General features: G+C 25.9%; 2 protein-coding genes. Both read right to left on the bottom strand.

What is annotated here, in order from left to right; genetic code table 11:
* The coding region (locus tag IU405_RS01005; RefSeq protein WP_197436769.1) for a hypothetical protein at nt 1-520 on the bottom strand (520 nt) is incomplete at its 3' end.
* A gap of 21 nt (nt 521-541) precedes the next feature.
* A partial coding sequence (locus IU405_RS01010) for a hypothetical protein (protein ID WP_197436770.1) occupies nt 542-1,373 on the bottom strand: 832 nt, incomplete at its 5' end.

Here is a 1,373-nt window from a genome sequence, read left to right on the forward strand (position 1 = left end):
AAAATAAACCCTTCTGTATTTCAATAATCTCTCCTTTTCCATAATTTCTATCCAAATATGCTTTAATAGAATCAATATCTGACTTTAAAATACAATAATTATAAGGAATTCTTTCTTTTTTATTTTTTTTTAAAAACAAAAGAGAATCAGCTTCTTTTTTGCAGGTACTCATCAAATCGTACGTATAGTTTCTAAGTGAGCCTTTTTTAAGATTGTCATCATTAAACTTTACATAAGCCTCTGTTTGAAAACTTCCTATTTTTAATTTTCTTTTGTAAGAGATTGAGGTCTCTATGATTTTTCCAATTTCTTTATTACTGGTCTTCACTATTAACTCTTTTTTCTCAACTAATTTATCAATTTCTTGCTTATAGACGTCACTCGGAGTTTCATAGACGTCACTCGGAATTTCAAAAGCAATATTTAAAAGTAAGTTGTCATTTTTTCTAGAATTATTACATGATGATAAAAATAAAATTACCATCATAACTATAAATATGTAAAATAATCTAAAATTCATAATATTTAAAATTACAATTTTCTATAGGTTATCAGCATAATTACATAAACTACCTTCTGCATACTTACCTATTAGATCTTCGATAAAATTTGTATTTATAATTACCAATTCAACATCTACTTTTTTAAAGCTTCTATCAACATCTTGCATTATACTTAATGATTCACTTGAATTAAAAGGGATATCTGAAAAATTACTTCGATACTTGAACTTATATAATTCTTTATCATTACTGTTAAGAAATTTTATGTAAATATCATATGAATATCTGGGCAGAGTAAAGCGTGAATAATTTTTAACTATAATATCTCCTGTGACATATAAAGGTATACCATAGCCACCATGTTTAGCTAGTGATTGATTTTCAAGTCTAAACTTATCTTCAATTCTATTTTTAATACTACGGACTAAATAGTTAAAATCAGTTTCATTGTTTTTACATATTCTTCCAATATCTACGTCAGACTCATTAATTCCAATACAACCTATATTTTTACAATATTTGTAGATATTTGAGTTAAAATAGCTAGATAACCCTTTAGATTTAAGAACTTTATAATTACCCTCAATTTTTTCTAAAAGAAAGAATAATTGATCATCACTATTTGAATTTGCAAAGATTTCTATAGAACCATCTTCCTTCAAAATTGTAGAAGTAATGGCTATTGATTTATACTTCCAATATTTACCAACCCAATCTTTAAATGACGGATAGTATTCGTAAATAGATTCATAGTTGTCTATCTGAATATTTGAAATCAAAGCATTTACGACTTCCTGAGCTTTTTGCTTTTTTTGCTCATCTGATTCACATCCCATTAAAATAAATGGGAAAAGAGTAATAAGAATAATC

It is taken from the genome of Polaribacter sp. BAL334 (genome assembly GCF_015767435.1).
Taxonomy (GTDB): Bacteria; Bacteroidota; Bacteroidia; order Flavobacteriales; family Flavobacteriaceae; genus Polaribacter.